General features: G+C 48.4%; 24 protein-coding genes. 6 read left to right on the top strand and 18 right to left on the bottom strand.

Going from position 1 to position 26,281, the window contains the following annotated elements:
* Positions 1–53 precede the first annotated feature (53 nt).
* Complete coding sequence (locus ACXAFI_RS05390) at positions 54–779, top strand: YoaK family protein (protein WP_475107976.1); 726 nt, start codon at positions 54–56, stop codon at positions 777–779.
* A 110-nt stretch (positions 780–889) separates the two neighbouring features.
* Here the strand turns inward: ACXAFI_RS05390 and ACXAFI_RS05385 are convergent, their stop codons facing one another.
* The 4 genes from ACXAFI_RS05385 to ACXAFI_RS05370 form a co-directional block, all read right to left on the bottom strand.
* Positions 890–1,351 (bottom strand): THO complex subunit 7 family protein, encoded by a 462-nt coding sequence (locus ACXAFI_RS05385; protein ID WP_475107975.1) that lies wholly within the window; start codon positions 1,349–1,351, stop codon positions 890–892.
* Positions 1,352–1,536: 185 nt separating this feature from the next.
* Positions 1,537–2,853: a sodium ion-translocating decarboxylase subunit beta gene (locus tag ACXAFI_RS05380; RefSeq protein WP_475107974.1), complete on the bottom strand. Its 1,317-nt coding sequence runs from the start codon at positions 2,851–2,853 to the stop codon at positions 1,537–1,539.
* Between the two features lie 19 nt (positions 2,854–2,872).
* On the bottom strand, positions 2,873–4,660 hold the full coding sequence (gene oadA / locus ACXAFI_RS05375; protein WP_475107973.1) for a sodium-extruding oxaloacetate decarboxylase subunit alpha: 1,788 nt from the start codon (positions 4,658–4,660) through the stop codon (positions 2,873–2,875).
* Positions 4,661–4,716: 56 nt separating this feature from the next.
* Positions 4,717–4,950, bottom strand: a complete 234-nt coding sequence (locus tag ACXAFI_RS05370; RefSeq protein ID WP_444919510.1) for an OadG family protein — start codon at positions 4,948–4,950, stop codon at positions 4,717–4,719.
* 622 nt (positions 4,951–5,572) lie between these two features.
* On the opposite strand from ACXAFI_RS05370, the gene ACXAFI_RS05365 reads away from it, so the two are divergent.
* Positions 5,573–6,592: a tRNA dihydrouridine synthase gene (locus tag ACXAFI_RS05365; RefSeq protein WP_475107972.1), complete on the top strand. Its 1,020-nt coding sequence runs from the start codon at positions 5,573–5,575 to the stop codon at positions 6,590–6,592.
* 18 nt (positions 6,593–6,610) lie between these two features.
* On the opposite strand, the gene ACXAFI_RS05360 is transcribed toward ACXAFI_RS05365, so the two are convergent.
* The 5 genes from ACXAFI_RS05360 to ACXAFI_RS05340 form a co-directional block, all read right to left on the bottom strand.
* Positions 6,611–7,423 (bottom strand): outer membrane lipoprotein-sorting protein, encoded by an 813-nt coding sequence (locus ACXAFI_RS05360; RefSeq protein ID WP_475107971.1) that lies wholly within the window; start codon positions 7,421–7,423, stop codon positions 6,611–6,613.
* Positions 7,416–8,630, bottom strand: coding sequence for an ABC transporter permease (locus ACXAFI_RS05355; protein WP_475107970.1), 1,215 nt, complete (start codon positions 8,628–8,630; stop codon positions 7,416–7,418). Before ACXAFI_RS05355 ends, ACXAFI_RS05360 begins: the two co-directional genes overlap by 8 nt.
* The gene (locus ACXAFI_RS05350; RefSeq protein ID WP_475107969.1) at positions 8,618–9,301 is read right to left on the bottom strand and encodes an ABC transporter ATP-binding protein; all 684 of its coding nucleotides are present in this window, start codon (positions 9,299–9,301) and stop codon (positions 8,618–8,620) included. The genes ACXAFI_RS05355 and ACXAFI_RS05350 overlap by 13 nt, the downstream gene beginning before the upstream one ends.
* Before the next feature lie 20 nt (positions 9,302–9,321).
* Positions 9,322–9,933: a hypothetical protein gene (locus ACXAFI_RS05345; RefSeq protein WP_475107968.1), complete on the bottom strand. Its 612-nt coding sequence runs from the start codon at positions 9,931–9,933 to the stop codon at positions 9,322–9,324.
* Between the two features lie 330 nt (positions 9,934–10,263).
* Entirely contained in the window at positions 10,264–11,604 is a 1,341-nt protein-coding gene (locus ACXAFI_RS05340) for a hypothetical protein (protein WP_475107967.1), read from the bottom strand.
* Positions 11,605–11,978: 374 nt separating this feature from the next.
* Here ACXAFI_RS05340 and ACXAFI_RS05335 point away from each other — a divergent pair, with 374 nt between their 5' ends.
* From ACXAFI_RS05335 to ACXAFI_RS05325, 3 genes are all read left to right on the top strand, one after another.
* Complete coding sequence (locus ACXAFI_RS05335) at positions 11,979–12,269, top strand: hypothetical protein (protein WP_475107966.1); 291 nt, start codon at positions 11,979–11,981, stop codon at positions 12,267–12,269.
* A gap of 146 nt (positions 12,270–12,415) precedes the next feature.
* Complete coding sequence (locus ACXAFI_RS05330; RefSeq protein WP_475107965.1) at positions 12,416–12,601, top strand: hypothetical protein; 186 nt, start codon at positions 12,416–12,418, stop codon at positions 12,599–12,601.
* On the top strand, positions 12,598–13,323 hold the full coding sequence (locus ACXAFI_RS05325; RefSeq protein WP_475107964.1) for a cysteine hydrolase family protein: 726 nt from the start codon (positions 12,598–12,600) through the stop codon (positions 13,321–13,323). Before ACXAFI_RS05330 ends, ACXAFI_RS05325 begins: the two co-directional genes overlap by 4 nt.
* 257 nt (positions 13,324–13,580) lie before the next feature.
* Here the strand turns inward: ACXAFI_RS05325 and ACXAFI_RS05320 are convergent, their stop codons facing one another.
* Together ACXAFI_RS05320 and ACXAFI_RS05315 are read right to left on the bottom strand one after the other, a co-directional pair.
* Positions 13,581–14,888: an NAD(P)/FAD-dependent oxidoreductase gene (locus ACXAFI_RS05320; protein ID WP_475107963.1), complete on the bottom strand. Its 1,308-nt coding sequence runs from the start codon at positions 14,886–14,888 to the stop codon at positions 13,581–13,583.
* Positions 14,889–15,146: 258 nt separating this feature from the next.
* Positions 15,147–15,326 (bottom strand): hypothetical protein, encoded by a 180-nt coding sequence (locus tag ACXAFI_RS05315; protein WP_475107962.1) that lies wholly within the window; start codon positions 15,324–15,326, stop codon positions 15,147–15,149.
* A gap of 27 nt (positions 15,327–15,353) precedes the next feature.
* Here ACXAFI_RS05315 and ACXAFI_RS05310 point away from each other — a divergent pair, with 27 nt between their 5' ends.
* Complete coding sequence (locus ACXAFI_RS05310; RefSeq protein WP_475107961.1) at positions 15,354–15,518, top strand: hypothetical protein; 165 nt, start codon at positions 15,354–15,356, stop codon at positions 15,516–15,518.
* Here ACXAFI_RS05310 and ACXAFI_RS05305 read toward each other — a convergent pair.
* From ACXAFI_RS05305 to ACXAFI_RS05275, 7 genes are all read right to left on the bottom strand, one after another.
* On the bottom strand, positions 15,515–17,389 hold the full coding sequence (locus tag ACXAFI_RS05305) for an MFS transporter (protein ID WP_475107960.1): 1,875 nt from the start codon (positions 17,387–17,389) through the stop codon (positions 15,515–15,517). The genes ACXAFI_RS05310 and ACXAFI_RS05305 overlap by 4 nt on opposite strands.
* Positions 17,390–18,383: 994 nt before the next feature.
* Positions 18,384–19,937: an alkaline phosphatase D family protein gene (locus ACXAFI_RS05300; RefSeq protein ID WP_475107959.1), complete on the bottom strand. Its 1,554-nt coding sequence runs from the start codon at positions 19,935–19,937 to the stop codon at positions 18,384–18,386.
* A gap of 340 nt (positions 19,938–20,277) precedes the next feature.
* A complete protein-coding gene (locus ACXAFI_RS05295; protein ID WP_475107958.1) occupies positions 20,278–21,477 on the bottom strand; it encodes a pyridoxal phosphate-dependent aminotransferase in 1,200 nt (399 codons plus the stop codon).
* Positions 21,474–22,916, bottom strand: coding sequence for an amidase (locus tag ACXAFI_RS05290; RefSeq protein WP_475107957.1), 1,443 nt, complete (start codon positions 22,914–22,916; stop codon positions 21,474–21,476). Before ACXAFI_RS05290 ends, ACXAFI_RS05295 begins: the two co-directional genes overlap by 4 nt.
* A 405-nt stretch (positions 22,917–23,321) precedes the next feature.
* A complete protein-coding gene (locus ACXAFI_RS05285; RefSeq protein WP_475107956.1) occupies positions 23,322–24,383 on the bottom strand; it encodes an Ldh family oxidoreductase in 1,062 nt (353 codons plus the stop codon).
* A gap of 120 nt (positions 24,384–24,503) precedes the next feature.
* Complete coding sequence (locus ACXAFI_RS05280; RefSeq protein WP_475107955.1) at positions 24,504–25,265, bottom strand: LytR/AlgR family response regulator transcription factor; 762 nt, start codon at positions 25,263–25,265, stop codon at positions 24,504–24,506.
* Positions 25,253–26,272 carry a sensor histidine kinase gene (locus ACXAFI_RS05275; RefSeq protein ID WP_475107954.1) on the bottom strand — a complete coding sequence of 340 codons (1,020 nt, stop codon included), beginning with the start codon at positions 26,270–26,272 and terminating at the stop codon, positions 25,253–25,255. The genes ACXAFI_RS05280 and ACXAFI_RS05275 overlap by 13 nt, the downstream gene beginning before the upstream one ends.
* Positions 26,273–26,281 lie beyond the last annotated feature (9 nt).

Below are 26,281 nucleotides of genomic sequence, written 5' to 3'. Positions count from 1 at the left end.
GAAACAGACAATTGCAGCAGGTGCTTCTCATATGCTTGAGAGGGTGCTAGAGCATGAATGAAACGCCTCATGCCACAATGAACATTGAATATATTCTCGCATTTGTGGCTGGTTTTGCTGAGGCTGTCTGTGTTTTGGGCCTGTTTACCAGCTTTACCACTTTTATCACCGGCACCATTGTGCTCTCAATTACCGACTTTGCCAGTAACAATCCAAACTACATTATCAAGCTATTTATTCTCTCCGCCTTTATCTTCCTGCAGATTTTTTGGATCTATCTCATTAAGATTTTGAACCTGCAAAAAAGCAATACAGCAACTGTCATGCTGTATATAGAGAGTTGTTTGATGTTTTTATTTTTCATTTTGGGCAGCTACGTGGGAACACTTACGTCACCCTACGCTGCAAACACTTTCTTGGTTTCTTTCTTCGCGGTTGCCGCCATGTCTCTACACAGCACCATCTTTTTCAGGGTGCTCAATAAGAAAGCGCCCACTCACTTTATGACAGGCAACTCCACCAACCTCTTCGCTGCCGCCCTTGAAATGTTGGACAACTATCGAGCATACAAAAGTACTGGGGAAGCGCCCTATCCACAGGCATCTACCAAGGCAAAATATTATTTTGGGGTGATTTTTTGCTTTATTTTTGGTGTAACGCTCGGCACTGTGGGCTACAAGTTGTGGGGGTTCCCCTCTCTCTTATTGCCTGTATTGCTGGTTTTATTGACAGCTCTATTAAGCCTGAAAGCAGAAAGGCCTCCCACCGCGACTTCCTGATGCATTGGGAGGTGAGCAAGAATATCTAGTTAAAGATATTGAAGAGGCACTGGGACAAATGGAAGACTATGCCCAAAAGCCCCTCTGCCTAGTATGTATCGAAGCCCGAGCTATTCCGCTGAACAAGTAATTCTATTCTCAAAACAAACACCACCCCGTGTGGAGCAGGTTTCAAGCAACTTGCCTTTTGCTTCTACTTCTGAAAAGCCTTTGGAGTGCATCCCACCAGCGCGTACATCTTTCATATAACAAGCCCATCGGGGGCGCTCCTTCACTGGCTGAAGAACCACATCAGGATGGGTATTTTTAGACTGTGCTTCAACCAGAGCCTGCAAATCCAGAATCAGATCCTGCATGGAGCGGATATCCTTGCGCAACCTGACAACCTCTTTTTTGAGCTTGCGCATTTCAGCCGCTTCTTCATTTTCATCCTTCAGAGCATGGACTTCTTTGCGAAGTTTTACCACCTCTCTTTTGATCTCGTGGATGTCTTCAGCGGTGCGGTGGTTGTCGTGGGCCAGTAGCGGGGTGGAGAAAAGAGCGAGGGAAATCAAAAGGGGCAAACTACGCATGGTCTTACTTCCAGTAAAATTTCTTATCACAAGTCAATATGCTGGGAGGAATATAGCGCAGATAACCTTAACTCAAAATGAATCTTATCGAGGGAGGGTGTCAGCTAATCTCAAGGCATTAAGCCCTGTAAGAAAAAAGGCGAACCGAAGCTCGCCTTTTCGATTGTAACTTTTGATTGACTCAATCAACCGCCAGTTAAGCTGCGCACCATACTGATCATCACCCCTGCCGCAACCGCAGAGCCAATCACCCCGGCCACATTCGGGCCCATGGCGTGCATCAGCAGGAAGTTGTGCGGATTGGATTCAAGCCCTACTTTGTTGGATACCCGCGCAGCCATGGGCACAGCAGATACACCGGCAGAACCGATAAGCGGGTTTACCTTGTGCTTGCTGAAGACATTGAGCAATTTCGCCATCAATACCCCTGCGGCGGTACCAATCGCAAAGGCCACGATACCCAAGGCGAGGATTCCCAGGGTTTTTGGGTCGAGGAATTTATCTGCGGCCAGTTTCGAACCAACCGAGAGGCCCAGGAAAATCGTGGTGATATTGATCAGCGCATTCTGAGCAGTATCCGAAAGGCGAGACACCACACCGCATTCCCTCATCAGATTACCGAAACAGAACATTCCCAACAGCGGCGCTGCTGCGGGGAGGAACAAGGCAACCAGAATCAGCAGCAACAGCGGAAAGGTAATTTTCTCGCGCTTGCTCACATGGCGCAGCTGCACCATCTCAATTTTGCGCTCCTGCTCGGTGGTGAGTGCGCGCATAATCGGTGGCTGAATCATGGGTACCAATGCCATATAGGAGTAGGCTGCCACCGCAATCGCACCGAGCAAATCGGGAGCCAAAATGCTGGAAACATAGATTGCCGTGGGGCCATCCGCACCGCCGATAATACCGATAGCCGCAGCATCGGCGATGGAGAAGTCCATAATCCCCGCAACCGAGAGACCGACGGCACCTAGCACGGTGGCAAAGATACCGAACTGTGCGGCCGCCCCCAGGAATAGGGTGCGCGGGTTAGCGAGTAGCGGGCCGAAATCGGTCATGGCCCCCACCCCCATAAAAATCACCAGCGGGGCTACACCCGAGGCAATAGCCACGGAATAAAAGTTGTACAGCATGCCGTTGCTAAAACCGGCATCACTGGCAAACTCCGCAGCCTGTAGCTGTACCGCAGCCGGGGCAGCACCCAAGGCCGCTTTTAAGTCACTGAGGCTGGCGCCGGTATCCAGCCCCAGGATCTGGGCCATTTGGGCAAGAATTGCCGTATTCCCCTGGGCCAATGCGGTCTCTGCCGCAGAGAGCGCCAGATCTGCTCCAGGAATATTGGCCAGGATACCGCCGAAGCCAATTGGCACCAGCAACAGTGGCTCAAAGTTTTTGCGAATAGCCAGAAACAGCAGCCCCAATCCAACAAAGATCATGACCAGCTGCCCCGGCATCATCTGTGCGATGCCGGAGGATTGCCAAAGCGTGAGTAAATTATCCACTTGCGACTCCTACCCCAATCTATGCGATAGACAGCAGGGCATCACCCACCGCCACGGAATCGCCCTCTTTAATCGCTACGCTGGCAACACTACCACCGCGCGGCGCACTCACAACGGTCTCCATCTTCATGGCTTCGAGCACAATAATGGCCTGGCCTTCGGTGACCTTGTCACCGGGCTTTACCATGACCTTGAAGATATTGCCCGCGAGGGGCGCATTAACCGGCTCACCGCCGTTAGCTGGAGCCGAATTGGTTGTTCTGGCTGTAGGGGCAGCCGCACCCACCGGGGCAATATTGGTCAGGTCGCCACCATCGGCCACCATTACGGTGTAGCTCTGGCCTTCCACGGTGACCGTGTAAACCTCTTCCCCCTTGTCATTTTTCACTGCGGCATTTTCATTACCGGTTGGCACTGGCTCAAAAGCCTCAGCGTTGCCGCGATTCTTCAGGAACTTAAGACCGATTTGTGGGAAGAGTGAATAGGTCAGGACATCGTCAATCTCACCTTCACCATTGGTTAGGGCGATATCCTCTTCCCCGGCTTTTTCCTGTAGCTCCAGGGTGAGCTTGTCCAACTCTGGAGCGATCAGATCCGCAGGGCGACAGGACACTGGTGCTGCGCCTTCCAGCACCTTCACCTGCAGCTCCTGATTCACTTCGGTAGGGGTCGCACCGTATTCCCCTTTCAAAACGGCTGCGGTTTCTTTGGAGACAGATTTATAGCGCTCGCCAGTCAGCACATTTAACACCGCTTGGGTGCCTACAATTTGCGAGGTGGGCGTTACCAGGGGGATATAGCCCAGGTCCTGGCGTACGCGGGGGATCTCTTCGAGTACCTCATCCAGGCGCTCGCCCGCGCCCTGCTCGCGCAGCTGGTTTTCCATATTGGTTAACATGCCACCAGGCACTTGGGCCACCAAAATGCGCGAGTCCACACCTTTAAGGGAACCTTCAAATTTCGCGTACTTCTTGCGCACCTCGCGAAAATACGCAGCAATTTCTTCAAGCAGATTAATATCCAGACCGGTATCCCGCTCAGTGCCTTCGAGCATGGCAACCAGAGTTTCGGTGGGGCTGTGGCCGTAGGTCATGGACATGGAACTGATGGCAGTGTCCACGTTGTCGACACCCGCCTCAATACATTTGAGCGCGGTGGCAATAGAAAGACCCGTAGTCGCGTGGCAATGCAGGTGGATGGGAATATCCACCGACGCTTTAAGGCGCTTTACCAGATCGTAGCCTTCGTAGGGGCGCAGTAGGCCGGCCATATCCTTAATGGCAATGGAGTCCGCCCCCATATCCTCAATCTGGCGCCCCAGGTCCACCCACAAGTCCATAGTATGTACCGGACTCACGGTATAGGAGATAGTGCCCTGAGCGTGCTTGTCTTGTTTTTTTACTGCGGCCAGGGCGGTCTTCAGGTTGCGCATATCGTTCATGGCATCGAACACGCGGAAGACATCCACCCCATTCACTGCGGCGCGCTCGACAAATTTTTCCACGACATCATCGGCGTAGTGGCGATAACCCAGAATATTCTGCCCACGGAACAACATTTGCTGCGGGGTATTGGGCATGACTTTCTTTAATTCGCGAATCCGCTCCCAGGGGTCTTCGCCGAGATAGCGAATACAGGCATCAAAGGTGGCGCCGCCCCAGGATTCCAGGGACCAAAAGCCGACTTTATCGAGCTTTTCTGCAATCGGCAGCATATCGTCCAGTCGCATGCGGGTGGCGAACAGTGACTGGTGGGCGTCACGCAGGACTACGTCGGTAATCCCCAATGGCTTTTTAACCTCAGTCATGGGTTATCTCTCTCGGCAGAAATTATTGGATGTTGTCGTGAAGCGAAATTTAGCGATTAACGTTTTTTTCGGTGTTGTTCGATGGCCGCCTTGATAATGGCGTGCAAGCGGGCATCGTCATCGCTGCCACTAGCGGGCGGTGAGGCGACTGGCTCCGCTTCAGGAAAGTGGCGGGTAATAATTCGGGACATGATGCCGGTGCCTACCACCAGTAACAGCAGGAAGGTAAAAACAATTCCCATACCGAACAGGGTGATGTCCAATCCCTGTTGAAGTAGCGTATCTTGCACTCTGTATCCCCCTAAGCCTTCGGATAATACAAGGTTAATATCCGGGTGATTATTCTTCGGCCCGTGGCCGTTTCATGTTAAGCAGCCGCTATGCTTGGGCGCCTATAACCCCCCCCCAAACAATACCGCTAAACTTCCGCACAAATTCCAGCTTGTTCCAACTTGCCGAACACCAGGCCGCACCGACGACAAATCCCAAAGTACCCTGCGACTGAACGCAGTGGTCTAATTGGCGATGAACGCGACTTGGCGATGACCACGGCTGGCAATCCCTATTACGCCCGGCAATCTAGTCGTCAAGCAGAGCAAATACAACTGTGTTGGCGGCCCCACCCCGACAAGTAACAAAACTATCTGCTGCCAGAAAGTTTTTCTGCAGCATGGAAGTGCAGTCAATTTTCTATTATCAATACAAGTTGCTTTTAAAATCAAACACTTAATGGTTTCAGTGGCAACGGTGGCGCGTGGTTCATCACGCCCTTTATTGGTGCAAACACACTCGAGTTTGAGTTTACATCTCCTATGAAAAGTACCCCCGAAATGATCATTGTTACGAAATAGCGCCCACTAGCTGATAGAATATGCGCCAACCATCACACCCATTTTGCCGATTCCCAGCTTTATGACCGATAAGACTATTTCCCTGCAGCCGAAGATTTACCAGGCCCCTATGGAAGGTGTTATCGATCACCATGTGCGCAGGCTGCTTTCAACGATTGGCGGAGTCGATATCTGTGTAACCGAATTTGTGCGTGTTACCGATACCCGTCTTCCCCGCCGGGTTTTTACTCGTCTGTGTCCGGAGCTCTTGGAAGGCGCCAAAACGGCCAATGATGTCCCGGTACGCTTGCAACTTCTGGGCGGCAATCCCGAGGCCATGGGCATCAATGCCGCCAAAGCGGTTGCCGTGGGGGCAAAGGCGATCGATCTGAATTTTGGTTGCCCAGCCAAGTCGGTCAATAACAGCGATGGGGGCGCCTGCCTATTGCAAAGCCCGCACCGGGTGGAGGCGATTGTCGGCGCTGTGCGCCGAGCCGTACCGGATCACATCCCTGTCACGGCGAAAATCCGCCTGGGGTTCAACGACCGCTCTACCTATATGGATAACGCCCTGGCCGCAGCCGCCGGTGGGGCCAACGAGTTGGCGGTTCACGCGCGCTCAAAAGTCGATGGCTACAAGCCGCCAGCTTACTGGGAATATATCGGTGAGATTCGGGAAAAACTGCAGATTCCAGTAGTCGCGAATGGCGATATCTGGACATTGGCGGAATTTCAGCGCTGCCGCGAGCAAACCAATTGTCAGGCCTTTATGTTTGGCCGCAGCCTGCTGGCAAGGCCTGACTTGGGACTGCAAATCAAGGCCTTCTGCGCCGGGGAGAAATATCAGCCAATGGCGTGGCCGCAGATTGTCGAATTACTCTGGGGTTATTATCAAATTACCCGGGAAGTTTACCCGGCCAAGTATTTGGGCAACCGGATCAAGCAGTGGCTGGCCTATCTCAAGCTCGCGTTTCCAGAAGCCCAGGTATTTTTTGAGAAGCTCAAACGCCTGCGCGAGGCGGAAGCTATTGAGGCCATTTTTTTCCAGGAATTGGAGTCCCCACAGGAAATCACTAAGCAGAAAACCATTGCAGCCGCTTAATAGCGACTGCAAAGTGCGCTAGAGTTCGGCCGTTGACTGGCGGCTCAGGTAGGCCGGGTTGTAATACTTTTCCGGCAAATCATGAGCCTGGGCACTCTCATAAATAACCCGTGTCTCGGTGCCAGTATTGATCGTATCCTGCAGCAGCATTTCCGCCACCACCTGTCGCCCCTCTCTTTGCCCGGAAGTAAAGTGTGCAATCTTGGCCAACTTACCGGATTTCAAATAAAGCTCGGCTTTTACCGGAAAATGACTTTCGCTATCCAGCCACAAGTTAATACGCTGGTAGCTGGCCCCTTTGGTTTTGGCGGTAAGATTCAGGCGATTGGCCAGCCGATCCTGTAATATCTCCTGCCCTGCATAAAAGCCCTGGTAATCCTCACTCCAGGTGAGTGTGGCCACATCCCCCACCGATGCGCCCCCCAGCAGTTTTTGCATGGGTGTAATCCGTATGGGACGGCGGCTGCGCGGCATCAGCATCCAATAGTTATCTTGCAGCATTAACATTTTGGTGCCCTCCTCTCCCTTGCCTTTGAATACCACCAGAGATTTGCGCTGTGGACGGGTGTACACATGGTATTTATCCATACTGTCTAACTCACCATTTTTGTAGACCTGCACTTCTGTCACTACCCGGGCGGAATTCTCTTGCAGACGGTAAAAGTCGGCTTTGGCAAGCATGGCCTCCACCTGCTGTGCGGTGTAGTTAATCTCCCTGCTGGCCCCACTGTTGGTAATTTGAGGATTAGCCAGTGCCATGGGTGCTACGGCTAATACCAGAGCGCTACCCAATAGTTTCCACGCATTTTTTATTTTCGCTAACTTATACATGTACCAATGCCTCTGTAATCGGTTTGTTTACACCCTTGCGTGCCGCCATAAAGGAAGACAGAACACAGATTGCGGCTACTGCTAATGTGATCATCCAAGCCAGGTTCATGGAGAAATACACCACCAGGGGGTAGCTCTCTGTTTTACCGGGAGGGGGCGGCATGGTGACTTCAAACATCATCAACCCCATACTCACCGCAGCCGCCAGCAAAATGCCCACGATCGCTCCTACCAGAGACAACACCAACGCCTCCAACACAAAACCCAGCAGTAATTCGGCGCGGGATGTTCCCAGTGCGGAAAGAGTGCCGATCTCGCGGGTTCTTTCTGTAACCGACATCGCCAAGGTATTGAAGAGGGAAACAAAAATTACCATCGCCATGATTACGCCCATCAGGCCAAAAATTCGGTCGTATAGACTCTTTACCCCTTGGTAAAAGAAGGCACGATCCTCCCAGGTGGTAATTTCCAACTCTGGTGCCAGATCAGCCAGGCGTGCGTTTAATACTTCGGTGTCCTCCAGCTCATAGCCATACAGATGCATGGTACTGACCTTTTTACTATCGAGAATAAACTGGGCAGAATTTATCGACAGATATACCTGGCGCTTATCCATATCAGGAACACCAGTTCCAAAAATTCCCTGCACTTTAAAGTCCAGTGCGTTAAGAGCCCCATCTACGGTGGTGGACATCAGGGTGACATAGTCCCCGGCTTTTACATTCAGATTTCTGGCCAGATCCTTGCCCAGCATAATCTGTGGGTCGGTAGGATCTTCATTTTTACTGAGAATGCCACCTTCGGTCATATTTAAAAAAGGCCCTTTTACTCGAAACTCGCTCGGTAAAATCCCTTGCCCCAAAAATATGGTCGACTTCTCTCCAGTGGAGATTAACCCATTCAAATAGATACGCGGCTGTACCGCTTTCACCTGGCTGTCTGTCAATAAGCGCTTTCTCAATTCATCCGCATTTTCCAAGCCGTTTTGTAATGGATACTCTTCATCACTGCTGAAATAACCCGGCTGGGTAAACACCAGATGTCCCTGGCTGCGTGCCGCGCCTTCTTTCAGGGATTTATAGGTATAGAGTCCAAAGCCCCCGGAAATCATCAGAGCCATCACCACAATAGCGACAATTGCGACGGTCAAAAGACTGCGGCGGCGGTTGCGTAATAAATTCAACACTGCCAGTTTTAAGCGACGCATGGGGCTTCCTCCTGCAAAATCACACCGTCTTGTAAATTAATTACTCTGTCACAGTGCTGAGTCATACGATCATCATGGCTAGCCACAATAAAAGCCGTTTTCTGTTCCCTGCCCAGATGTTTCATTAGTTCAATAATCTGCTGGGCCGTTACACTATCCAAACTTGCGGTGGGCTCATCGGCAATCACCAATTTGGGCCTGTGTACCAGTGCCCGGGCTATTGCCACCCGTTGTTGCTGACCACCGGAGAGACGATCAGGTCGGTATCGGGCAAATTCTGCCAAGCCCACATGATCCAACATCTGCATTACCCGCTGTTTTACCTCTGCTGAATCCACACCATTGAGCTGCAACGGATAGGCGACATTTTCAAAGGCACTCATCACGGGTACCAGGTTGAATTTTTGAAAAATAAACCCCATCTGAGTGCGACGTATCTTCATCGCCTGCTGGTAGTCTCTGGTCATTAACTCACCGGCAAAGTGCGCCGCTCCTGAGTAATCCTGATCCAGCAAACCGCAGATGTTCAGCAGAGTACTCTTGCCAGAGCCAGAGGGCCCACAGAGGGCCACCATGTTGCCGGGACGAATGGCCAGGTTGACGTCTCGTAAAGCCTGGTGTTCTATTTCACCGGTCTTATAGGTCTTTTCTATATGTGTCAGCTGCAACATCGATTCTGCTCCAATTCCAACTACTGCTCAGTATCCGGCTTACAAAGAGCCAGCGCCCCTCTTGTGGTGGCCACTGTCAGCCACTCACTTTTCAGCTCAGACTTCTCCACCAAATCTGCAGACTCCAGAGCGCCACAGTAAATCCAGCTCACTGCCTGTACCGGCATATGCGACAGTCGTGGATCCCCCATCAGCTCACCATAGAGCTCAAAACCCCGATCGAAAGCATTAAAGAAGGCGGGTACCTTGGTAAAAGTGGTTGCCGCAATCCCTTTAAAAAGTAAATCCCGGGGCATTCCCCTAGCCGAACGGCCCGGATCCTCTAGCTCCTCAATCATCAGCAAGGCTTTGTCCATACGGGCAATACCATTTTCCGCATAGCTCACCTTCTTCCACGGCAGCCAGCTCTCCTTGGCCATCAGCGTCTCGCTGGCCCCCAGGTAAAACAAAGCAGCCGGATCTGCGGGATCTCGCTGCTGAGCAGCTTTGAAAGCCTCGTAAGAAACTTCAATGGCATCCCCACCCTGCTGCGCCGCCTTGTTGTAAAGCCCTTCCAGCTGGGTATCCACTGCGGCAAAAACGGAAGTTGTCATACCCAGATGAATCAGTGCCGCTGCGATAATCTTCTTCATAATTTCTCTCCTTGCGTTTAGGTTGAGAGCAGATTAGCGCTGGTTATGGAGGGGTTCTTGATGGTGCGATAAAGGGATGAGGAGAGGGATAAACGGGAGCTGTTGTGGCTGAATGGGGTCAGAAGTGGCTGATAAGCGTTAAACAACGAGAGACAAACGGTAGCGACGAGGGGCTAGCCCCAGAAAGTAGTACAGTAGAACCGATCTGTAAATATTGTCTCATAGCCAATATACAGCCCATTCAAACAGCTACAAGTATTAACACGAGTTAAAACCATTTAGAGGGTAAGCCAACACTTACCCATCTCGGATTAATTAGTAATCAGTATTCTAGGTATTATCCCCTGTCAATTTTCTAATAAATTTTAAAGCAGAGAATTCAGAGTTTTTCAGTTTTTCCAAGTTCTTGATTATTTCTGATGATAGATAAGGCTTGGCAGCAAGCACGAACTGATCCGCCCCAGCCGGCGCTCCTGATGAAACTTTTGAAGAATAAAGATTCCACAATTCATAAATAGAAATAGAGCCCTGCTCTTTCAACTGTTTATCTATTGCATTTATAATCAGCAAACCACAGTCATAGTGTACACGTGGATTCTTACGTGATGCATCCAGGTAAACCGGATTATCCTCCAGGCTGGCAAGGCAACCTCGCTCTGCCTGCTTTATCTTTTGCAACAAAAAACCCTTAGAAATGATACTCTCAAATGCCAGGCCAGCAAAATAGTCGGCCGCCCCTTCATGTACCCAGGAATCAGTAGTATCTATAACATCGGCACCCTCTCTTTGATAGAGATGAGCAACTTCATGGGAAAAGAGCCAGAACAGTTCATCGACATCAATGGCTTCAATAACAGACTCCTGACCATACCAATGCATAAATATCTGACCGGGCAAAGTTCCACCTTGATGGCCAACTCGACCATCATCTGTTGAGCTATAAGAAGCAAACAACGCAGGTCTATAGCCAAGCGCCCCCATTTTATCCGCGAAGAAAACCATCAGCTTAGGCAGCTGTATGCTCATTTGATATTGGAGCTTCTCTGGTAGAAGCTCATCAATCACACTAACAAAGTGGTCACTCTGTATCGGCTTTCCATGACCAATATAGATCTTACTGCCCTCGTCTAAGGCCTCCCACTGAATACTTTTCTGATAGATCTTGCCATGCAAGATAATATTGTCATACTCGGGCGTAGCTATTGTTAAATGCCAATGATTTAAACTGGGTTGACAGGATTCTGCACAAGCAAAAAACCTCCCTGTATGCAAAAGATAACCTCCATCAGAAAATGGCGAGAAAGGAGCGTATTCTTTGGGGAGAACAGTATAAGTTGGGGTTAGGTGAAAGGTAACTTCTGTAAACTCACCATCATCTTCACGCAATACACTTTCTCTTCCGTCATTAAACTCAAACTGATACCCTGTAGCAGTAGGAATCCAGCGTTTACTTCTTGAGTTATCGGGGGAGCTTTTAAAAGCAAGCCGCTTTATTGGCTTTTCTGACACAAAGGTTACAAACCAGTTATCATTTTCCTTCTTTTCTAACTTGGCACTTATATTATTTGCACTAGCTATAGAACTAAACCCTAAAAAAAACCACAGTAGAGCCAAAGCAACTACAAAGGATTTTTTAAGAGGCAATATCCTTACAAAAAACAACGCTTTCATTATCATGATCAACCTTAATTACAGCAGCTATTGCCCTAAATTTTCGAATGATAACTAAATAACAACACTTCGGACAGGTTTAAGAGATGGAATGGGCAGGAACCATGGACAGGGGCTGAGAAAATAAGGTTCTCAGGTCTTATTAACGCAGCACCTGCCCATGGAAGACGTAATTAAAGCAATTTTCGTTCGAACATCCAACATCAAAAAACCGCAAATAAAATTCACACTCACGCTGTTTGTTGTACTGTTGGTTTCTCAGGGGAAGACGACATTTATGAACATAGAGCAGTACAGTTTTTACCAGTGAGAGGCGTTATCGTCTATGGTCACGTCGCAATTTTGACTTCGTTAAGTTCAATGCAGAAGTGTTCATGCAGACGTACCCAAGCGGTCATGAATACATAGCTGCTATAGCTGCCAGCTTTATCAATAAATCAGCGAAAAAGACGGAAGGCCTAAGCTGGTATTACAATGGTAGTGCCGGAGCCTCACAACGTGGCCTTGTAATCTCTTTGATCAGTATCACTGACCTGAAGTCGAGTATTGCCGATGCCATAGATACTCAGCAGAAAATAGACGAAGAAGGCCGATCTCGAATTGAGCTATATGCTCACCATACCGTCAAACTTGCACCAGCGTTCCTTGATCTCGGTATTAAATAACTTGCTGCAGATACCTACTACGCCAAGGTGAAATTTGTTCCAACCATCATTCCAACGGGGTTACAATTCATTGGCAAGATGCGATGGTTATAGGAAGGCGTTTACAGCGGCACAGAACGGACCCAAATCACGATGGAAAGGTTGACTTGAATCGTTTAGAGCATGTTGGGGCTTTGAATGATACCACTAAGGTTTACGCAAAAGCAGCCTATGCCAACTTTTTGAAAAGAGTTATTTATGTTGTGATACTAAAGTCTAATAGTGGCGACAAAGACGATCATGCACTGCTGTATTCAACAGACACAGAACTGAATGTGAGGAAAAAGATTTGAATAGGGCTGATGATAGAGAAGACAATGTGATAAATGATCTGTCAACAAATATCAGCGCGGCTCTGGTTGTTGTCGATATGCAAAATGATTTTTGTTGTTCGGGGGGGTATTACGATCGCAGGCAGCATGGTTCCAGTAATATGGAGCTTAAAAATCCGTCGCCATCTAGAGATTGGAGTCCGCGGATCATCCGCAAAGGTGATGATCTAAAAAAGGTAGTTAATAATATTTCTTTATGTATGAGGATTGCCAAAGAGAGAGGGATTCCTGTTCTTCTGTTGCAGACAATTATTAAGCCAGATCATAAATATCGTAATTCTTTTCTTCGTGGCGAGGAAAATAGAGGAAGGTGTTACTACCCTTGCAAGTCAGACACTTGGGGTGCGGAAATAATAGAGCCTATCTGGCAGCTGGTAGAAGAGGAGGTAGTTGTAGTTGAAAAGCATGTTTATAACGGCTTTGTTGATACCTCCCTGGAGGAGAAATTACTAAGTTTAGGGGTTGATACAGTTTTTATTGTTGGTGTGGAAACACATATTTGTGTCCTGGCTACTGCGCAAAGTGCTTCATTTCGCTTCAAAACATATATTTTAGAAGATTCTGTTTGGAGTGCCAATTGTGAGCTTGCTAAATATGCGCTTTCAATATTTAAAGATGGTTATGGTTATATCACTGACCACAAGGTATTGTATTTTGTGGGGGCATCACACGACTCGCCTTAAGCGATATATTGGAGTTGGCTTATCCTGAATATATTTTTCTGTACGATCTATTTTGAACAGTTTGCCATATCCTAAACACTTCGCACAGTTTTAGACAGTAAAACAGGTCCACTCCATGGATAGATCCTGAGAAAATAAGGTTTGATCCAACCACCAACGCCGGACACTCACTTAAGCGATAAACTACGCGACAAGGGTGCCCAATGACAAAGGCCAGTAAATCTTTGATTGTCGCGATAGTTTCCACTTTATCCTTATCAGTGCAATTTAAGGCGTGGGTTCACTGCACGGTTGGCCTGACTAAGTAAATAGAGCAGTATGGCCTTGGGCCAGCCGTGGATTGTCGCCAAGTGCATTTGGTAGAGGGAGTGGTAGGCCAAACTGGCGATACGTCCCTCAAGGGTAAGGTTTCTTCTTACAAAAGCAGTCCTTAAGTTCCCTACAGCAGTGTTTGTACTAAGGGAGACCAGCGAACCACGATCCCGGTAATAGAAGTGCCCCAGGGATTTGTTCTCTATCAGGGCGATCAGGTTGGTGGAACAATGCTTGGCCATCTGTTGCGCAGCTAGTGCGCGCAATGGTACACGCTGCTTGTTACCGTCGATACAGCTGGCACAATCCCCCATAGCAAAGACATGGGGGTCATTTTTGCTTTGCAGGGTGGTTTTCACCTCTATCTGGTTGAGTTGGTTGGTGACGAGACCATCCAACTGAGTGAGGAACTCCGGTGCCTTAACCCTGGTGACCCAGGCTCGAATTGCTGCGGGGATCTCTCTGCCATCATCTGTAGTGAGGCTGTTGGTACTGACACTGATAATATGGCTGTTGGTAAGTACACGAACCCCCATCTTACATAGTTCGCGCTCGGCGCTGTTACCCAATCTTGCCGGTAGACCCGGTAGCAGCTGAGGCTCGGCCTCGACTAAGGTAATGTCAATGGCACCGGTACAGATACGCCCATATTGGCCAACCTGTCTAATAGCCATCACCAGTTCCGCAGCAAGCTCCACTCCGGTACAGCCACCGCCAATAATGGCAATTTGTAATGTTTTATCGGGGTAGGCTTCTAGGCATAGAAGGTGATCAAGCAAGTGCTTGTGAAAGTTGTGTGCCTGCTCAATGCTGTCGAGAGGAATACAGTGCTCGCGCACTCCCTGTATATTGGAGTCATCGCTCATGCTGCCAACGCAGAGCACCAAATAATCGTACTCCAGCTCGCGTGGAGGTATTAGTTCGCAGCCTTTGTCATTCAGCACTGCCCCTAGGGTCAAAATCTGGCGCTTCCTGTCGAGGGATTGCAATGAGCCGAGCTGAAATTCATAGCCATTAGAGCTGGCGTGAACTTGGTAGTTAAGAGCATCCATACTGGTGTCTAATGTGCCAACGGCCACCTGGTAGATTAGGGGTTTCCAGATATGGGTGCGATTCTTATCGACTAAGGTGATCTGAGCGGATGGCGCCTCATGCTTAAGCCCAAGCATCCGGGTAGAGTTGAAATAACGTCCAAGCCGAGTTGCCAAATGAAGGCCACTGGCTCCGCCACCGATGATCACAATCTTTTTCATGGAGGCTGGTCGTCCCGTTTATTACTTAAAAAGTTGACTCACTAATCTGTGTAACTCTCGCTGTATATAGGTGCTTGCCAACATCTATTTTGAAGCCAAAACTCTCCGAATTAACGGCTATTAAGTAATGTAGGCTAGTACGGGGTTAACGACTTGGTTGTATTCGACTTCGCTATCGCGGGTAAGTAACTGCCGCCAATGGCCATCTCTCGCAGACTTACCTTTATACCCTTAGTTGTAGATTCTCGTTTCTGCTGATCACACCGATGATAGAGGGCCTGGCTGGAACCACTCTGCAGTAAAGCGCGCGCGCAGGGCTCCGTTTTGTCTACAGGCACTTCGGCGAGCAGACGGCCACAGGTCTGAGGAATCTCTATGTGCCATGGATTGTCCTTCCGACAGGTTTTCCACATATACGTAGGCGTTTTGCCGCTGCATGCTAGATAGCCAGGCGAGCTCGAGGCATTGGCGGTCACCGGGAATCATCGACAGTGGCTCGGCGATCAGTGTGGCGTCGAGCCCATCGGATTTCAGTATTTCCAGTCAGTGATCGAGCAGGCCAAAGCCGGTGACATCGGTGAAGGCGTGGGCGCTGTGCGCAATCTCCTTTCTATCGTTTATTCCTATTAGTTTTTCTTGAGATCTCGAATTTTTTTTTGCAGGCTTTCCGAATCGGTATTGATACTCTCTACCGGTTGTCCTGCGATTACCAGAACTTCGGGAAATAAGCGGCGTTTACTTTTCTTTTTAGACTGCTGCGCTGAGTTTTCGTCCTGGGCATCGGCACTATGTAAGGCAATAGGGATAACCGGAACAGATTTGCGCCGTAAAATCTCCTCAATGTCTTTCAGAAATGGCTGCAGCTCACCGTCTTCACTGATTTTCCCCTCGGGGAAAATACAGAGTAACTCCCCGTTGTCCAAGCTCTCCTCTATAGCTTTGTAAGTGCGCTCACGGCTATTTGGATCATCGAGATCCAAACCTATAGGGATAGCATCGCTCATATGTAAAATACAGCGCAGCAGACGGGATTTATAGATTTTAGGGTGTGCGATAAAGCGCACATAACGCTCGACGGTATCCGCCAATATCACTGGATCTAGAAAGCTGATGTGGTTACTAATAATGAGAGCGGGCCCCTCTCTGGGGATTTGATCCAATCCTTTTTGGCTGGCCCGATAGAGGATTCGTGCAGGCAGCAATAGCAGCCCGCGCATGATGAACTCTGGTAACTTGGCAAAAATCAGAGTGACCACAATCATATTTAGTAAAGCGATAATGACAAAATAATTAGGGATAGAGATCTTTAGAATATCCAGGAAAGTAATGCTCACGAGAGCGGCTGTCACCATAAACAGCGCGTTGAGCATATTGCTGATCGCAATGATCTGCGCGCGAATCTCTGCACTTGCGCGGTCCTGGATCATTGCGTATAAAGGAACAGTAAAAATACCGCCAAAAATCCCAAAGAGCGTCATATAAAGAAGGATCAAATAGGAACCATGATGGTTAAAAAACTGGGTTAGGCTTGCGTTGGAAAGTGTTTGAAAGCTGCTGGATTGGAAACCGAGCGCCAATCCCGCGCAACTGATACCAATAGCACCCAGTGGCACCAATCCCGATTCGATACGCCCTCGGGATAGCCAGTTACACAGCAGTGATCCCAAGGCTGTGCCCACGGTGAGGCTGCACAACAGCAAAGTGATAATATCTTCGTTTCCCCCAAGGGTGTCGCGGGTAAAGTTGGGAATCTGCGCAAGAAATGCCGTGGTTGTCAGCCAGAACCAGGAAATGGCGAAAATGGAGTAAAACACAGGAGGTGTTTGCCACGCCAAGTACATGACACGCATGGCATGTGCCACGGGATTCCAATTAATGCGCAGTTTTGGAGATGAAGGCGGGGCCTTGGGAATTGCGCAACTTGCCATAAAACCAATGACGGCCGTTAATATCAATATAACCGCGATAAATGTTAATCCGTGCTGACCGGGATGAGTGAATCCGACCAATATAGTGCCGACAATTGTTCCGGTCAGGGTACCAATAAAGGCTCCCATTTGGATCAACGCATTGCCAGCAAGTAGCTCACTTCTATTTAATTGCTGGGGTATCAGGGAAAATTTTGCCGCACTGAAAAGTGTGGAGGAAGTGCCATAGCAGAAAAAGACCACCAGGCTCAAGGCATAATGCTGGGTAAACATCGCGATAATACCCACGATACCTATACCTATTTCGGCCAGTTTGTAGATTGTGATGAGCTTGCTTTTGTCGAACTTATCGGAGATTTGGCCTGCCAAGGAGGAAAAGAGAAAATAGGGCAGAATAATCAGACCAGTGGCAATATTGATCAGCGTATTAGATTCCTCTTCAGCCATACGGAATGCCAGCAGCACTATTAGCCCATTTTTGTACATATTCCGACTGAAAACTGCTAGAACCTGAGTGATAAATAGCGGTAGGAAACGTCGTGTACCGAGCAGCTTAAACTGGTTTTGAGCCATTCTTTATCGCTCTTGTGGGGCTGTGCTCCGCATGCTAACTGCGGCGCTATAGATTACTGCCTGAAGATCCAATAACGCCTAAGGTAACTATGAATCTTTCGACTGAAATCCGAGGCTGCACCTGAATATAGCGAATTCAGTAAACTATCCGAAGCGTTGTCTCGATAATCATCTTAAAAAATAATTTCAATAAACTGGGGTTTTGAATTCTCGAAGAAGCATTGAATATCTTACTAGCATTATATCCACGAACCGCCTCTCCATTAATAAGCAAGACAGTAACACTTCTTCCATCTAGGCGATCATACTGAGATCTGCCCTCCTGGGATTTCTCAATATCATTTTCATAAATGGTATATTATATTTCTTGATTAATTAACGCGATTTTTGACAATAACCGCGCCATTCAGTAACGTAGAGAATAACGCTTCCAGAGTATTGAGCAGTCTAACCTGGAGGTGGATTGCAATACTGCTCTATTCTGCCCTAACTTTGTAAAAGCAAAAAATTCACAGCCAAAATCAATACGTTTCTCACAAGCTAACTTTAAGCCCCGAAAATAAATAAGACAGCACTCTTTCACAACACCTACACATCAATACTGCGACTAAATATCTTTAAAGAAATCAATCTGACAAACCTTTACCAACCCTAATAGTTATTGACGCCAATCACATTTATGCACGAAGGAAGTTTAGTAACATGTACCATTCTTGGCTTACAAGGTATCTTCAAAACAAAATCCATCCAGAGTATCATGCGAGAGATTCTTAATTTCAACAAATGAAGGTATTCTAAACTAGATAACCAAGTTCCAAATGGAGCTTATTTGGGAGAGCTCCAAGCGATACCTAATCGATATAAGCGCTTTTTTTGCATTAGAGAGAGGCGGAAACACTATACGCCTCCCTCTTCTATTTTTTATTCTTTACAGAGTTCATCAACTGTCAGAATAGAGAAATGATTTTCCTTTTGTCTAATCTTAACCTAACGATCAATCCATGATTTTAATTTTAGATTTTCCATACTCACTCACAATATCCCCATAGGTATCTGCCTTGGGGCCATTCACCTTTCTTACATCCTCGTAGAGCCTCCAACGGCCGACAAACTGATCAGTATCAAATTTGGTAATTAGATAACCAGCGCGATTACCCTTGCGGAACTTCATATGGGGGTTCTTCTTGAGGGCTTTCTCGGTACTGCGATTATCAGCAATCTCGTACCAGAGAGCACCGCCATCGCCCCGAGTCAGGGAGGGTGCAGTAATTTCAACAGCTACGTTATCGCGACCAGCACTGTAATCACTGGCAAAGGGGTCCAAGGCCAGACCGGCTGCCATCGCTTTGTGCAGGCCACCGGACAAAACAACAATATTGTTATCTAGCTCTGAGAACAGCTCTAGTAGCCACTTATGAGACTGGGGGTAAGCCCGCCAGGCACTGGGAGAGTAGTTATCCCACCACTCAAACACCGGAGCGCCGGAGCAGACAATCCGCCAGCGGGCAGTGGATGTCCGAAGTGCCTGCTCAAACCAGGACGCTTGCTCCTGGCCGATGATACTGCGGCCGGGGAAATCGTACTGCTCAAATACTGGCTGACGCTTGCTCAGGTTATCCGGCATATCATTAATTGGCTCATCGCGATCATAAAAGCACATATCTATAAAGAAGATATCGGCCAGATTGCCATAGGGAATAGATCGCCAAACACGCTTGGGGGCAATATAGCGGATGGGCATCCACAAAAAGAAAGTTTCCATGGCGATATCCATCGCCTCATTGAAGTCAGCACCATTAATGGCCGGCCCTTCTCGCCAGACACCGTTCCTTAAATCGCCATCATCCCAAATCACCATCCAAGTATGCATCTGATGTGCCTGCTGCAGGAAGGCATCCATTCTTATCTCAGAGTAGCGAGCCCTAAAACTTTCCCGATCGAACTTGAAGTCGGAATGACTAAACTTGCGGTAGTCACCAGAATTGGAGGACGCATAGGAATAATCACCAAGATGAATGACCGCATCAATATTCTGCTCTCTTTCCACCATATCCCGATAGCCAACAAATTCACCATGCTCAAAATGCGAGCAGGATGTCACTATAAATTTTAGAAACGAGATATCGGTATTGCTCTGGGGCGCCAGTCTCAAACGACCAACCGGTGAAGACTGATCGCGGTATTTAAATCGATAAACATAGTCACGGCCAAAATTCAATTCGGTCACATCCAACTTGACTGTGAAATCCTTTGACTCATCGGTTTGCGTATAGCCTGTTGATACAATTTGTTCAAAGGAGTCATCTAGGGCTACCTCCCAATAAACCAGTGGCGCCGCCTCTGCGGAGGTGACCCTTGTCCAGATAATGGCTGAATTGACGGTAGGATCTCCAGAAGCCACTCCATGCAAAAAGTGGCTGGAAGTGCTGGCAGCACCAGTATATTCATATTGTTTCACCCCGCTGCTAGACCAAACGGCTGGCGCCATGGCAGAAACAGTTAGTAGGCCGCCCCACTTCAACAATGTGCGTCGATTTATTTTTGTCATAACGAAATACTTTTCATTTGAAAGGTTTAATTACTGCCCTCTCAGTAAAACAAATTATCGTTACAGCTGCATGAAATTCGACAACAGATCCCCCCATTAAAAGAGAGATCCTTTTGAAACTAAAAATAGAAATAAACGATGAGAAAAGAGAGAAAAACCTAATGAATTGAGACTTCTACAGAGGACAAACAACTAAAATGGATAGCGACCTTATACAAATCATAATAAATGCACACCCATATCTACCAAACAAAAATTAGATTTACATTAACTTCTAAACAATAGGAATCACAGATTATCCACTCTGAAACAATCTTGAGAAAATAAGCCGGGGGACTCTCTAGGAAAAATTTTGCCTCTCCATCCATGGAATAATACGTTCAAAAGCTAATTCAATGTTTTCAATTGAGGTCGCGTAGCTGAAACGCAAGGCGTTACGGCAAGATTCACCAAAGGTATCTCCAGCAATGGTGCACACTCCGGTCTCCCTCAACATACGCAAGGCGACATTATTACCATTTATCCCCTCGGGTAACGATGGAAACATATAGAAAGCTCCCTCAGGGGTATAACCTTCAAGGTATGGTGTTTGTTCAATTAACTGGACCAGACGATCTCTCCTTTTTTTATAATTTTCAATAATATCCGCAATAAAACTACGATCTCCTTTTAATGCTGCTACACCAGCCCACTGACAAGGGGTATTTGCAACGGTAGTGGTGAACATATGATATCGGCGTAATTTACGGATAACTCCCTGACTTGAAATCATCCAACCAACGCGCATACCAGCCATACTAAAAGTTTTGGAAAAACTGCTGATAATAATTACATGATCGAGATCAGAGCAGCAAGAGAGCACACCGGCATAATCACGGTCATCGTAAATTAGATGATCATAAACCTCATCGCTAATCACAAAAATACCGCGATACGCAGCCTCTTGCACAATAGTTTCCACGGTCTCACGTGGATAGACTGTTCCAGTGGGATTACTAGGCGAATTCAAGACAATAGCATGGGTATTATTGTCTATTGCATCAATGACCTCTTGTGGGTCTAGCTGATGATTATTTTCCGCACGGGTGGGAATATAACGCACTTCCCCACCATTCATACGAATTAACGGGGCGTACAATAAAAAAGATGGGTCGGCCATAATAAACTCGCGCCCCGGCGCCGACATGGCCGTAAGTGCCAAGTAGATGGCTTCTGTTGCACCGGTAGTGACAAGTATATTTTCTGGAGTGATCTTACGGCCATAGCGTTCACCATTATACTCAGCAAGCGCCTCTAACAGTTCTGGTAACCCCGCATCCATGGTGTAGCCGGTTTGACCTGCTTGTACCGCATCAACCGTGGCCTGGATAACATGAGGCGGAGCCGGTGAGTCAGGTTGTCCGATAGACAAATGAATCACGTCATCCATGGTGGCCGCCAGATTAACCATCTTGCGGATACCGGGTACCGGAATCGTTAAAAGCGCTGGGTTCCAGACCGGGTCCTCCGATTCGTAGAAATCAAATTCTAACCGGCTCACACCTTTTCTCCCTCGGCAATATTGTTATAAAAAAGCTTTGGGCGTTTATCCGTCAATGGAGCGGCAAGCTGGTAAGCCTGCCCGGCCCGCAGCACCGTAGCATCCTCAAAACGCCTGCCTACAAGCTGCATACCAATAGGTAAACCGTTAGAGGAGAAACCACAGGGCACAGAGAGTGCCGGTTGGCCTGTCATATTGAAGGGGTAGGTAAACGGTGTCCACGAGGGCCAGCGGGTACTGGGCCAGCCCTCTGGTACCTCACGGCCAGCTTTAAAAGCTGTAATCGGCAGGGTCGGCGTCATCAGCAGATCGTATTTATTATGGAACTGAGCCATATGTTCACACAGGGCTGTTCGCTCATTCACCGCGGCGAGGTAATCCAACATTGAGAGCTGCGAGGCCTTGTCGGCAACAGCAACCAGCTGGGAATCCATTAACGTGCGCTGGCGCTTGCCGATAGTGCGCAGGGCATTGGCTGCACCGCCATAAAACAGATGACCGAACGCTGCGAGAGGATCTTCAAAACCCGGTGTAACCTCAGTCACTTCAGCGCCAAGTGACTGCAGGAGCTGCGCGGCATTGTACACAGCCCGCTCTACATCGCGCTCATTTTGTACATATCCCAAGGTTGCGCTGTAGGCAATTTTCATTCCCTTGAGCAGTTCGCGTGGCTCACCGGAAATCGCCTTAAGATAATCAATGTTGCGACGGGGAATCGCATTGCTATCTCGCGGATCGGCTTCACTCAATACATTCATCAACAGAGCGCAGTCGGATACCGTCCAGGCCATGGGACCCGCATGCGCCAGGGTTCCAAAAGGACTCGCCGGCCAATGTGGTACTTCGCCAAAACTCGGCTTGAGCCCAACAAGACCACAAAAGCCCGCGGGAATGCGAATAGAGCCACCTGCATCGGTACCCAAGGCCAGAGGTCCCATACCGAGCACAACAGCCGCTGCACTGCCGCCGCTAGAGCCGCCAGCAGTTTTATCGGTATCCCATGGATTACGAGTAACACCATCGACCGGGTTATCCGTCACCCCTTTCCAGCCGAACTCCGGTGTCGTGGTCTTGCCCAGAGGGACATAGCCATTGCGGTTCAAAGCCGCAACACTTGGCGCTTCTTTACCCAGGGTGGATTTAGGATCGATGGTTTTAGAGCCCTTGATTGTGGGCCACATCGAGGTAAGGAAAACATCTTTAATCGCCACCGGTACGCCATCCAGCACACCTTGAGTTTCATCGCGATAGTAGCGCTGAGTTGAGGCTTGAGCTGAGGCCAGAGTGGTCTCTTTATCTACAAGGCAGTAGGCATTAACAGCAGGGTTACAGGAGTCTATCTGCCTCAACAGCGCTTCTGTCACTTCCACCGGAGAAAATGACTTATCTTTATATCCTTTTAACAGCTCTAAGGCCGTCATATGGGCAAAATCATTCATACTCCCTCCTTTTATTTTGGTTTATGCCCCCTATCGTAGTACCAGCCTACACAGCTCCCGCCATATTCATGTGGACTAAACCGCCCCGATTTTCATATATGAGATATAACCAAACCGACAATGCTCCAGATAAGGAATATCACAGGCAAGCAAGGACTGGCGATCAAGTCAATTAAGCCGGGCTTAAAGGCCTATTGAATTAACAGGGTATCAATGAGCTTTTAGAGTAAGGGAAATGCAGTGAGGCCAAGCCCAACACTCACGATTAAAATCTGGAGAGAAGAAATTAGCGCCCCATTAGCTCACACAAGAAAATGGGGCGTAACTGTAGCGCTTACTTGAGGGTCCGGTTGAGGCAGCAGTTGAGGGCTTGAGGTTTCAGGCGTAGTGGTATACGGCTAAAAATCAGCTTGTTACCAGCGCGCTAGGAAGTGGGACCTGTAGTTTTTCGGCCCAAGGCTGCAGATCCCGCATGATAGAAGGGTATAACTCGACTCCATCGCGCAACTGCCGCGTTCTCGTGGCCCAGGCACGCTGGCCCGGCACCCGTACAGGCTTGCCACTATCGCTTCGGTTTTGCTCCCAAAGATGACTCAAGGCAATTGTTTGGCGCAGAAAATCCGCCTGGGTCCCAAAGGCTTGGGGATCAATAACCTGTAAAAAAACCGAATTGGCTTCTTTGTCTTGAGTGGCCGACTCATCACCGCGACCGTAGCCTCCCAATGCCATCGACAATACCTCTAACATTGCACTGAGTGCCGCCCCCTTGTAACCGTGATCAGCCCCACCTACCGGCAGAATACTGCCGCCATCATCAAAAACCAAAGGGTCATCGGATAAATTGCCATGCTTATCCTTTAGGCATGGCGTAGGCATTTTGGTATTTTCTCGCTTAGCACGGGATACATAGGCGCCAGCCGTGACCGACATACTGATATCGAATAACAAAGGATAATCACCCGCAGGAGCTGCAAAAGCCAAAGGATTTGCCGAAAACAGGGGATCGATCCCTCCCTGTGGGGAAACCGTATTTTCGCCAGGTGTCGAGCAGGTAAGAATCGCAACATATCCTGCTTCAATAATTTCAGGCAAGTAAGCAGCCAGACACGCAATATGCTGACTGCGACGAATGGTTGCCGTGACCACCCCCTGTTCAGGTATTCGAGATAAAGCCTGCTCGATGGCCTTGGTTAATACCCAGGGGCCAGGTAAAAATTGAGCATCCCAGTTAAAGCAATTACCACGATCAGACAACACCAGAGGATCGCCACTGAGCCGGGATTCACCACTTTGTAACCACTTTAAATTACTCACCACCCGCTGCAGGCCATGCGTGGTGAAGCCAAGCAAATCTGCCTGCAGGAAAACATTAGCCATTACATCCGCACGATCCTTGGCGAGCCCCAGCCGCTGAAACAAGGCGCCAGCAAATTTCTGTAGTTCTGCGGCTGGGTAGTAACTAGACATAGTGACTCCGTATTAATCACAGTGAATTTAGTGGCATCCGACGTGCGTTATAAACTGAAAAAAATTGATTTACTTTAGAGCGATCTATCTCAGTCTATTTGCAGTTTACAGCACATAGCTTCACATAGATTTAAACATGGCAGCAGCTCTGCGGCTAACCGAAAACATTTGCCCATCCTCCATAATAACTGTGGCTGAACCGGTTAGACCCCGGCTTATTTTGTCGATTCGTTTCACACAGACAATCGTTGAGCGGTGTATCTGCCAAAAAAGGTCCGGCTCCAGTTGCGTTATAAGCTCTTTGAGTGGCGTACGAATAATATGCTGCCCCTGATCAGAGTGGACAGTGGTGTATTTGTCTTCAGCAACAAATGCCGATATCTCATCACAGGAAATTAAATGTACATCCTCTCCCCTGCTGGCCCTGATCCAACGTAAATATTCCGGTTTGCCAACATTGAGTTTTTGCAGCAAAGCGGCAATGTTTGGGCTCGCTTGCGCCTGTTCATCTGCCCTGCTATCCAGCCGATTTTTGATGCGATCGCATGCAAGCTGCAAGCGCTTCTCATCAATGGGCTTAAGCAAATAATCTACGGCCTCCTGCTCAAAAGCATTAACGGCGTATTCATCATAGGCAGTAATAAACACCACAACAGGCTTGGTTTCCAGCTTGTTAAGCGCGGTGGCGACTGCAATACCATCCAGGCCCGGCATCCGGATATCGAGAAAAATGACATCTGGTTGCTCTTGCTGGCAGAGCAATAACGCCTCCTCGCCATCGGCGGCCTTGCCAACCACTTCGAGCTCAGGGAAAACATCGGCCAGCATTTTGTCCAGATGGTGACGCAACAAGGGTTCATCGTCGGCAATTATTGCGCGCATGGAAACTCCAATCGAGCGGTAACTCCGCCCTGCTTATTACTACTTATCTGCAGCTTGCCCTTTTCCTGGAACAGGGTGGCAAGACGCTCCTTGATATTATTCAAAGCCAAACCATTGTGCTTATTCGGCTCAGGCGTATTGGATGCAGCCTGCAGTCCAACGCCATTGTCCTCCACCTCTATTACCCACTGGTTAGCTTCTGTCGCCACCTTAAGGCAGACCAAACCTCCCTTGGAGGAGGGCTCAATACCATGAAAAATGGCATTTTCTACCAGAGGCTGGATTAACAGTGGTGGCACTGCTGTGGAGGGGTTAACAGTTTCTGCCAGTTCAACCTTATATTGAAGGCGCTCTCCCAAACGGATTTGCTGAATAGCCAGGTAGCTCTCCAGGCTACGGAGTTCATCTTTCAGGGACACATAATCAGAACGCGATTTATTCAGGCTAAAGCGCAGGAGATCACTAAAATTATCCAACAGCAATTCTGCTTTCTGCGGATCGTGCCGGATTAACATTTTCAAATTAGCCAATGTATTAAATAGAAAATGGGGTTCTATTTGACTCTGCAATACTTTCAATTGACTTTGTACCAAAGTTTTTTGTTGCTGGGACTGTAGTAATTCTGCCTCTCGGCGCTCGGCCTCTAACTGATGAGATTGCTCACGATTAAGGTAAAACTGGTAAAGCAGAGTTGTTAAGAAGGTGGCAATGATCAATGAATTGATCAGGCCATCAAACGCCGGAAAGGCACCAAAGCCGGAAACCCACCACCAGACATTAACAGTACCCAACACCACCGTTGCTGAAATAGTTATTGCATATTTGAGTGCATGCGGCCAGTTCGGTTTTAAATGAAGAATCAACTTGCGTGTAGAAAATGCAACAAAACCATAGGCCAGAGAGATGCAAAAGTGGAAAAAATAACTCCCTCCCCATACCTCCCTAGTAATGAAGGCCACAACAACGCAAAGAATCAGGATACGTAAGAATTCACTGAGTAAAGACACCATGATTCC

Source organism: Microbulbifer sp. ABH2_005 (genome assembly GCF_056160005.1).
The sequence above is the reverse complement of the archived record's forward strand: the minus strand, read 5'-3'. Positions and strand labels throughout refer to the sequence as shown.

Coding starts and splice junctions, on each gene's coding strand:
- ACXAFI_RS05385 (WP_475107975.1), bottom strand. CDS start 1,351: ATGCGTAGTTTGCCCCTTTTGATTTCCCTCGCTCTTTTCTCCACCCCG.
- ACXAFI_RS05340 (WP_475107967.1), bottom strand. CDS start 11,604: ATGAAAGCGTTGTTTTTTGTAAGGATATTGCCTCTTAAAAAATCCTTT.
- ACXAFI_RS05365 (WP_475107972.1), top strand. CDS start 5,573: ATGACCGATAAGACTATTTCCCTGCAGCCGAAGATTTACCAGGCCCCT.
- ACXAFI_RS05300 (WP_475107959.1), bottom strand. CDS start 19,937: ATGACAAAAATAAATCGACGCACATTGTTGAAGTGGGGCGGCCTACTA.
- ACXAFI_RS05285 (WP_475107956.1), bottom strand. CDS start 24,383: ATGTCTAGTTACTACCCAGCCGCAGAACTACAGAAATTTGCTGGCGCC.
- ACXAFI_RS05350 (WP_475107969.1), bottom strand. CDS start 9,301: ATGTTGCAGCTGACACATATAGAAAAGACCTATAAGACCGGTGAAATA.
- oadA (WP_475107973.1), bottom strand. CDS start 4,660: ATGACTGAGGTTAAAAAGCCATTGGGGATTACCGACGTAGTCCTGCGT.
- ACXAFI_RS05355 (WP_475107970.1), bottom strand. CDS start 8,630: ATGCGTCGCTTAAAACTGGCAGTGTTGAATTTATTACGCAACCGCCGC.
- ACXAFI_RS05290 (WP_475107957.1), bottom strand. CDS start 22,916: ATGAATGATTTTGCCCATATGACGGCCTTAGAGCTGTTAAAAGGATAT.
- ACXAFI_RS05280 (WP_475107955.1), bottom strand. CDS start 25,265: ATGCGCGCAATAATTGCCGACGATGAACCCTTGTTGCGTCACCATCTG.
- ACXAFI_RS05320 (WP_475107963.1), bottom strand. CDS start 14,888: ATGAAAAAGATTGTGATCATCGGTGGCGGAGCCAGTGGCCTTCATTTG.
- ACXAFI_RS05390 (WP_475107976.1), top strand. CDS start 54: ATGAATGAAACGCCTCATGCCACAATGAACATTGAATATATTCTCGCA.
- ACXAFI_RS05360 (WP_475107971.1), bottom strand. CDS start 7,423: ATGTATAAGTTAGCGAAAATAAAAAATGCGTGGAAACTATTGGGTAGC.
- ACXAFI_RS05335 (WP_475107966.1), top strand. CDS start 11,979: ATGCAGACGTACCCAAGCGGTCATGAATACATAGCTGCTATAGCTGCC.
- ACXAFI_RS05305 (WP_475107960.1), bottom strand. CDS start 17,389: ATGGCTCAAAACCAGTTTAAGCTGCTCGGTACACGACGTTTCCTACCG.
- ACXAFI_RS05345 (WP_475107968.1), bottom strand. CDS start 9,933: ATGAAGAAGATTATCGCAGCGGCACTGATTCATCTGGGTATGACAACT.
- ACXAFI_RS05315 (WP_475107962.1), bottom strand. CDS start 15,326: ATGCAGCGGCAAAACGCCTACGTATATGTGGAAAACCTGTCGGAAGGA.